We start from the raw sequence: 7,700 nt of genomic DNA, 5'->3' as shown, positions 1-7,700 counted from the left end.
GGGGCGATTTCGCTTTCTGGCTTCGTTTCTCCTCAGTCGCAGAGCCCTGGCTATGCTCCTTCGTCGTGCCTCGCCAGAAAGCGAAATCGCCTCCAGCAAAACCGGAATTTATTTTTGCACAGACCCTGAGAGCGTGTCCGAAAATTGCGCGGGGTCCTGCGGCGAGGGATTTTGGCTGTGGCCAAGGCGGCGAGGTCCGAGCATCCCCAACGCGGGCTGTAAGGACCGAGCCAACGCAGGCCACGGACAAAAGACCCGCCGCCCGGAGGGTTTTCGCGCCAAAGGCCGCCTGGCTTCGTTGCTCCTCAGTCGAAGATCCAGGGAGGATATTCTCCTTCGTTGCGCCTCGCCATCCGGCCTTTGGCGCGAAAACAGGACCCCGCGGAATTTTCGGACACGCTCTAAGATGGGGCGAAGCTCCTGCCAAGCCAATGCCATCGAAGAAAAGCTCCACAGGAGCGTCGCCCCACCGTCGGCGAATCGACATCGCAGCCGCGCAGCCGCGCGGTTCTCCTTGACATACATTGCAGTGCAATGTATGTTCTGGGGCCATGAAACTTGAAAAGGAATTGGTGGCCGCTTCCTCGGTGGCGCTGGTGCTCTCGATTCTTTCCGAAGGCGAGAGTTACGGCTATGCAATCATTCAGCGCGTCAAGGATCTGTCTGGCGGACAAATCGCGTGGACCGACGGCATGCTGTATCCCGTTTTGCACTGGCTCGAAGACCAGCGTCTGGTGAGCAGTCGCTGGACAAAATCCGAGTCCGGTCGCAAACGAAAGTATTACTCGCTGCAACCGGAGGGGCGAAAGTTGCTCCGCCAGCAGAAGAAGCAATGGACGTTGGTTTCTTCAACCTTGAATCAACTCTGGAGGCCGAACCATGCATGATCTGGAATCATGGATCACCGAATGGCGCAAGACCCTGATGGCTGCGCGCCACGTCGGGCGTGATGCGGCCGATGAATTGGAAAGTCATTTGCGGGAGCACGTGGACCTGCTTGTCCGGTCGGGAATGACCGAGGCTGAAGCGTTCCAACTTGCGGTCCGGCAACTGGGATCACCGCCGGCCATCGCATCAGAGTTTCAGAAGCTGGAGCGTGGCACGTGGTGGCCGGTCAGAGCGGTGGCCGGGGTCGGCGTTGCTGCGGCGCTCCTCCTGGCCGTCTTTCTGTCCTCACGCTTCGAGACCGGCAGATCGAGTCTCTTGCTGGCCATCCACGTTTTCACCGTGACGCTGGGATACTTGAGCGTGTTCCTCCTCGGGACACTTGGGGTTTGTTTCGTCGGCCAACGTTGCGTTGCCGACTTCACTCCGATTCGCCTGCAATCGCTCTCTCGGGTCAGTTTCACTTTTGGCTGTGTGGCCACATCCCTGACGGCGATCGGCGTAGTGCTCGGGACGGTTTGGGCTCGTCTCGAATGGGGCCGTTACTGGGCTTGGGACGCAAAGGAAACCGGAGGGCTGTGCGTCGTGATCTGGCTGATTTGTTTCCTGACGCTCCACCGGGTCCGCTGGGTCACGGCTGGGAGCATCCTCCTCCTGAGTGTCCTGGGTAACATCGTCGTCAGCCTGGCGTGGTTCGGAGGAAATTTATTGAGTGAGGTCCACTCCTACCGAGCGCCGAACTACGCGGGGCTCCTGCTGGCCGTTATCGCCTCCAATCTCGTTGTCTTTCTGGTCGGATTGGCCCCCGCAGGCTGGCTGCGGAAGGCAGGTTGCTGAACCGCTTCAGCGCGCACAGCAGCCACAAGTTTGCGCCCTCCCACGTAATCTCGAACTCTTTTCGCTGAGGTCGGGAGCCTCGAGACCGAAGCCGCTCGTCTCTCCGCGCCAGGAAAACCTTTTGCTTCTCTCCGCCCTCCGTTTTGGCTATAGAAAACTTGTGTATCTGGACTACTACGGTCTGACGGAGCCGCCGTTTGATCTGACGCCCAACCCAAGGTTTCTGTTTTACAGCGCCAAACATCGCGAGGCGTTCAATCACTTGCTCTACGGCATCCGGGAGCGCAAAGGTTTCGTGCAACTTACGGGCGAAGTCGGTTCCGGCAAGACGACCATTTGCCGGGCCATGCTCGAACAGCTCGGCGACCGGTTTGCGACCGCGCTCATTCTCAATCCGGTCCTAAATGCGGACCAACTCATCAAAGCGATCGCGATGGAATTCGGCCTGGCCGTGCACGGCATGGACCGCCTGGAAACCGTGGCCGTCCTGAACGACTTCCTCTTGAAGCTGGCCGCGGACCAGCGCGACGCCGTGCTCATCATCGACGAAGCCCAGGATTTGACCAACGACCTGCTCGAAGTAGTCCGGCTGCTCTCGAATCTGGAAACCGACGACCGCAAGCTTCTCCAGATTGTGCTGATGGGCCAGCCCGAATTACGCGACCGGTTGAATGCGTTCGAATTGCGGCAACTGCGGCAGCGGATCACGGTGCGGTATCACTTGCGCCCTTTGAAGCGCGGCGAGGTTGGACGTTACGTGCAGCATCGCCTGGAAGTGTCCGGCGCCAAAGGCTCGCCTTACTTCACGATGACGGCGCTCTGGCGGATTTACCGCTACAGCCAGAGCATTCCTCGCCTCGTGAACGCCGTGTGTGACAAATGCCTCCTGGCCGGTTACGTTCAGCAGCGGGAATGCATCGACTATCGGATGGCCGGCGTGGCCATTCGGGAATTGGAAGGAAAGATCAACGTATGAGCCTGATCAATGATGCTCTCAAACGCGCCCGGCAAGGCCCCGCGAAGCCACCGCCGGAATCTCCCGCGGACCCCCCGCTCCAACCCGTCGAGAATCCTGAACCCTAACGGAAAAACTCGGTGATCTTCGTTGGCGGAGCCGCCGTCCTGCTGCTGGCGGGTTGCTGGTACCTCTGGCAGTGGCTTAACGCGCCCGCGCCCCTCCAGGTCGCAGCCGTTAAACCACCGGCCACAAACCAGGCGCCCGCCGCAGGCAAATCTCCCATCGCGTCGAACCTGACCAAACCGTTCCAAGCCGTGGCCAAACTGGACGCAGCGCTTCAAGAGGCGCGCCAAACCGAATCCGCCTCTCCCAAACCTGTCCAAACTGAGACTCCGCTCCCCGCCACGACTTCCCCGCCCGAACCAAAGACGACGGTCGCCTCGCCGGCCCCGCCGCCGAGTTCCGCGCCTTCCACGACGCCCGCGCCCACCGTGGCAAGCGTTCCGCCCGTCAAAGTTGCGGAGACAACTCCGAACACGATCGTGCCCACTGCGCCGGCGAAGGACGAAAGCCCGTCACCGCAGGCCCCCGCCACCGAAGTGCCAGCGCAACAGGCTTCGCGGAATGTCACCTTCCCGCCGCTCAAGCTGGGTGGAATTTATTTCCGCATGTCCAAACCGTCCGTGCTGATCAACAACCGGACGCTGTTCATGGGTGACACCGTGGACGGCGCCCGCGTGGTCGGAATCGAGCGCCACAGCGTCACGGTGGAATTCAAAGGCGCCACGAACGAGATCTTCCTGAGATGACCGTTTTTGAAAGACAAAGTCGAACCTCTCATTTGCCGATGGCCAAGCGTCCTGTTCCTTTTGGACCTGAACTCTTCCCATGAACCGTTCCTCCGGACCGTGGCCTTTAGGCCGCTTCAACGCTCGAATCCGGAGAGTGCGCGGAAGCAGCCTGAAGGCTGCGGTCCGCACGGTTTTCGGTTCACGAGCCGTGTGCACGGCTTTTTGGCCGTGGCAACTTCCCATGAACCCGGTAGGGCGAGTCCGTCCCGGCGAGCCGCTCGACGTGCGTGGAACACGTCCGACTCGGCTCGCTGGGGACAGGCTCGCCCTACCGTCCGAGACCGTGTTGCCATAGCCCAGGTAATGATGGCGCCAGAGCAGGAACCGGAACAGCGCCCCCTCTGCCGGACTCTGCACCGGCAGCAGTTGCAAAGGCTGGAACTGGGCCAGGAAACCCTGCACCGGACTCTGCTCGCATTCGACGGCTTGAACCTGCCGATTGCGCAGGCCGTTCACGGACGCGGTCCGCCGCGGCGGCAAGCGGATCAACCCCCGCTCCTCCAGCTTCAAAAGCAGACTGCGGCAGGCCATGTCCTTCAGACGCCCGGCCCCGTTGCGCCAATGCCAGCGCTCACACAGTTGGCGGGAGAGCCGCGTTCGGTTCCACGACGGATCGGTTTCCAACGACGGGGCGGGGTTCGCCTTCAGCGAGGACTTGGAAGCGCATGAGTGTTGGAATGGGTTCTCGTGCTTCTTTGGCCGGGCGTGCTCACGCTATTTTCTTCACGCCCGCCTTTCCCTCATTCCCCTAGCAACGGGTTGAATCCGGCGATGCGAAAGTGATGATCTGTTGCCAGCGCATCGATCAGACGAAGTTCCTTCATCACGACGAGACTCACACAATCCGTAAATGAAAACTCCTGATCCAGATGTTTGAGCATGAACTTGCGGGCGGCTGCAAAGCGGTTGGGGGTAGTCCATTCAACGGTCAAAGCCTGCGACTCTTCCGTCATGCGGAAGAATTCCACCAATAGTTTGGAAAGGCCACGAGCGCGAAGCAATGTGGCCGTTTCGTCAATAATGTGGTCTGTGGTAATTGCCCGACGCTTCTGTCTAGCGGCTTCCTCCATGATGGCAACGGAGTGCGAGTGGACATCGCTTTTGGGCGAAACCAGCGCATAAAACCCACCCGAATCAATGAACAGCGGTTCAGCCGCCATAGACGAAGCGGTCGATCTCCCGGTCGGTCAGCGGTTTCGCTTTGGCGTCGGCGTGGCGATGGAATCGGTAGAGCGGATCGGTTGCACTGATGCCGTGGGACAGCCGTACTGGAAGGATTTGAGCGAGCTTGCGGCCGTGATTCGTCAGTCCCACTGACTTGCCGTTTTCCAACGCGCGCACCAGAGTGCGGGTCTTCGAGCGCAGTTCGGATATCGAAATCGTTTTCATGGTTGCTTCTTAGCTGCTCACAGTTTCGTTTGGAAGCGCGGTTTTCGCTCAGAACATCGATTGAAAAATTTTCCGCCACATGTTTATCCCTTCCTGTCTTTGATTTCCTGAAAAATGTTTGCCAGGACTTCCGCCTTCGGCTTCGCGCCGACGTTGCCTTTGCCATGGAGACGGACGCTGACGGCGTTGGCGGCCATGTCGCGGGCGCCGATGACGAGCATCGTGTGGACTTTGGCTTGCTCGGCGCGCTGGATTTTGCCGTTGATCTTGTCGGTGCCGTAATCGCCCTCGGCGCGGACCATGTTGGCGCGCAGTTCCAGGACGATGGACTTGGCGTAATTCACCAGGGGTTCGTCATCGCCGATGGTCAGGACGCGAACTTGTTCCGGCGCGAGCCAGAGCGGGAAGTTGCCGGCGTAATGCTCGATCAGGAAGCCGATGAAACGCTCGTGCGTGCCGAGCGGGGCGCGGTGAATGCAAAGCGGAGTTTTGTCGGTGTTGTCGCGGTCGCGATAGACCAGGCCAAAGCGCTTGGGCACGGCGAAATCGACCTGGTTGGTGGCGATGCTGAATTCGCGGCCAATGGCGCTCCAGACTTGCACGTCGATCTTCGGTCCGTAAAACGCGGCTTCGTTCGGCACCTCGACGTAATTGATGCCGCTGCTCTTCAGGACCTCGCGGACCATGTTCTCGGTTTGAATCCACAGCTCCGGTTCGTTGACGTATTTTTCGCCGAGCCGTTTCGGATCGTGGGTGCTGAAGCGCATGACGTATTTCTCGAGACCGAAGATTTTGAAATACTTCAGGTAAAGCTCGTTCACCGCGTTGAACTCTTCGGCGAACTTCTCCGGCTGGCAGTAGATGTGCGCGTCGTTCATGTTGAGCGAGCGGACCCGCATGAGGCCGAAAAGCTCGCCCGACTGCTCGTAGCGGTAGTTCATGCCGTACTCGGCCAGGCGCAACGGCAAGTCACGATAACTGCGCGGCTCCGCCGCAAAAATGCGGTGGTGATGCGGGCAGTTCATGGCTTTGAGGTAGTAGCGAGTCTTGAGAGATTTCTGTTCTTCGATGTTCTCTCTTAACTCCAAGATCGCTGATCTAATTTCAGAGGATTTGAAGTCCTGATTCTCGTCTGGAACGACTGAGGTCTTATCGAATTCCTGAAGCGCACTTTCGATTGCTGAATCACTTAACTCTCCCGGAATCTTCATCGCAATCAGCTTCTGAAGTGCATCTACAGAAAGACCGGCGGGAACGTCGCCAGTATCCTGAGCTTCACTCAATCGGGCTTGGGCGAACGCTTGTGACTGCTTTGACAGAAACTCCCGGATTCTCTCGCGAAGTTCTCTCTCTTGAGCTTTGAGTCTTCTGGTTTCGAATTCATCCTTTTCGAGTTCCATCGGCGGAAACATCGAGTCTTTGTAGAGAATCGGCAGATGCCCGCTGGTCAGGTACATCTTCTCCTTCGCAATGTGCGGCGTCTTGACGCGGACGTAGCCGGCGGCGAACTCGGTTTCCTTGGCCAGCTTCTCCAGTTCCTCGACAATCGCCGCGCCCTTGGGCAGCCAGAGCGGCAGACCGGGGCCGACGAATTCGGTGTCGATCGTGAACAGGCCCATCTCCTGGCCGATCTTGCGGTGGTCGCGTTTCTTGGCTTCCTCGACCATCGTGAAGTAGGCCTCCATTTCCGTCTTGTTCTTGAACGCCGTGCCGTAAATGCGCTGGAGCTGCGGATTCTTCTCATCGCCTTTGTAGTAAGCGCTGGCCACGTGCGTGAGCCGGAAGGCGCCGATGTTGCCGGTGCGCATCACGTGCGGCCCGGCGCACAGATCGAGGAAATCGCCGTTCTTGAAGTAAGTGATCGGCTCGCCTTCGGGAATGTCCGCGAGATTGCCGAGCTTGAATTGACTCGGATTGCCCGGACGCTCGCTCAATCCGCCGAGCCGCCCGCTCTCCGCGTCCTTCACCGCTTGCTCGCGCGTGACGACGATCTTCTCGAAGACGTGGTTGGCTTTGATCTCTTTCTTCATCTCGGCCTCGATCTTCTCGAAATCTTCGGGCGAGATGCGATGGCTCAGGTCCACGTCGTAGTAAAAACCATTTTCGACGGGCGGGCCGGCGGCGAATTGGGCGTCGGGCCACAACCGCAAGATGGCGGTGGCCATGACGTGGGCGCAGGAATGGCGGATGCGTTCCAGATCGGTCATCCGGGCGCGTTCGTCGAGAGATTTGCGTTCGTTCGGTTGCTTGGCTGATTCCATAACATCTATTTTAACCACGGATCGACACGGATGGACACGGATGGGAGGCGGATGAAAAGCCCGACTTTGTGGCCTTTGTAAAGGACCTCAAACTGACGCTGTTGGGCGAATCCGATCTTGCGAAGGGCGAATTCCACGACCAATGCATTTTCATAGCATTTCTCGTGGAGGCCGTGCCCCAACTCGTTGAGCACCTCAAACGAGCAAGCGAGGATTTGGTGCGTCTCTTCCCGGAGCAGCAATTTGTCCCCCGCGGGTCTGATTAGATCGGGTCCCTTATCCGTGTTCATCCGTGTCCATCCGTGGTTGATTGAGCTACACCAAACAAAAACGCCTCGAACTGGAAAGTGCGAGGCGTTGGCGTCCACGTTGTTCGTGAACGCCTAGAAAGTCGTCGTTGTTGCGGGCTGAGCCACTGACATCGGCAGGCAAGCTAAGGGACCCCGGAGGATTTGGCAAACGCAAATCGCGGTTCGCGGCAGGCAGGCAGAGCTGTTGACTAAGGGTCTCCGGTGGATC

The 7,700-nt window shown here is 59.0% G+C and carries 9 protein-coding genes; 5 read left to right on the top strand and 4 right to left on the bottom strand.

Going from position 1 to position 7,700, the window contains the following annotated elements; genetic code table 11:
- The first annotated feature begins 551 nt into the window (after window positions 1-551).
- The 5 genes from FJ398_05585 to FJ398_05565 all read left to right on the top strand — a co-directional run bounded on the left by FJ398_05585 (window position 552) and on the right by FJ398_05565 (window position 4,200).
- Window positions 552-887 (top strand): helix-turn-helix transcriptional regulator, encoded by a 336-nt coding sequence (locus FJ398_05585; GenBank protein ID MBM3837420.1) that lies wholly within the window; start codon window positions 552-554, stop codon window positions 885-887.
- Window positions 880-1,722, top strand: a complete 843-nt coding sequence (locus FJ398_05580; protein ID MBM3837419.1) for a hypothetical protein — start codon at window positions 880-882, stop codon at window positions 1,720-1,722. The genes FJ398_05585 and FJ398_05580 overlap by 8 nt, the downstream gene beginning before the upstream one ends.
- A 160-nt stretch (window positions 1,723-1,882) precedes the next feature.
- Window positions 1,883-2,698 carry an ATPase gene (locus FJ398_05575; protein ID MBM3837418.1) on the top strand — a complete coding sequence of 272 codons (816 nt, stop codon included), beginning with the start codon at window positions 1,883-1,885 and terminating at the stop codon, window positions 2,696-2,698.
- Window positions 2,699-2,817: 119 nt separating this feature from the next.
- A complete protein-coding gene (locus tag FJ398_05570; protein ID MBM3837417.1) occupies window positions 2,818-3,489 on the top strand; it encodes a hypothetical protein in 672 nt (223 codons plus the stop codon).
- A gap of 6 nt (window positions 3,490-3,495) precedes the next feature.
- Window positions 3,496-4,200: a hypothetical protein gene (locus tag FJ398_05565; protein MBM3837416.1), complete on the top strand. Its 705-nt coding sequence runs from the start codon at window positions 3,496-3,498 to the stop codon at window positions 4,198-4,200.
- A 71-nt stretch (window positions 4,201-4,271) separates the two neighbouring features.
- On the opposite strand, the gene FJ398_05560 is transcribed toward FJ398_05565, so the two are convergent.
- The 4 genes from FJ398_05560 to FJ398_05545 form a co-directional block, all read right to left on the bottom strand.
- Entirely contained in the window at window positions 4,272-4,691 is a 420-nt protein-coding gene (locus FJ398_05560) for a PIN domain-containing protein (GenBank protein MBM3837415.1), read from the bottom strand.
- Window positions 4,681-4,920 carry a hypothetical protein gene (locus FJ398_05555; protein ID MBM3837414.1) on the bottom strand — a complete coding sequence of 80 codons (240 nt, stop codon included), beginning with the start codon at window positions 4,918-4,920 and terminating at the stop codon, window positions 4,681-4,683. Before FJ398_05555 ends, FJ398_05560 begins: the two co-directional genes overlap by 11 nt.
- Before the next feature lie 83 nt (window positions 4,921-5,003).
- Window positions 5,004-7,181, bottom strand: coding sequence for a threonine--tRNA ligase (locus tag FJ398_05550; protein ID MBM3837413.1), 2,178 nt, complete (start codon window positions 7,179-7,181; stop codon window positions 5,004-5,006).
- 5 nt (window positions 7,182-7,186) lie between these two features.
- Window positions 7,187-7,471, bottom strand: a complete 285-nt coding sequence (locus FJ398_05545; protein MBM3837412.1) for a GxxExxY protein — start codon at window positions 7,469-7,471, stop codon at window positions 7,187-7,189.
- Between the last annotated feature and the right edge of the window lie 229 nt (window positions 7,472-7,700).

Source organism: Verrucomicrobiota bacterium (genome assembly GCA_016871535.1).
Taxonomy (GTDB): domain Bacteria; phylum Verrucomicrobiota; class Verrucomicrobiia; order Limisphaerales; family SIBE01; genus VHCZ01.
This window is presented reverse-complemented; position numbering and strand designations above follow the sequence as displayed.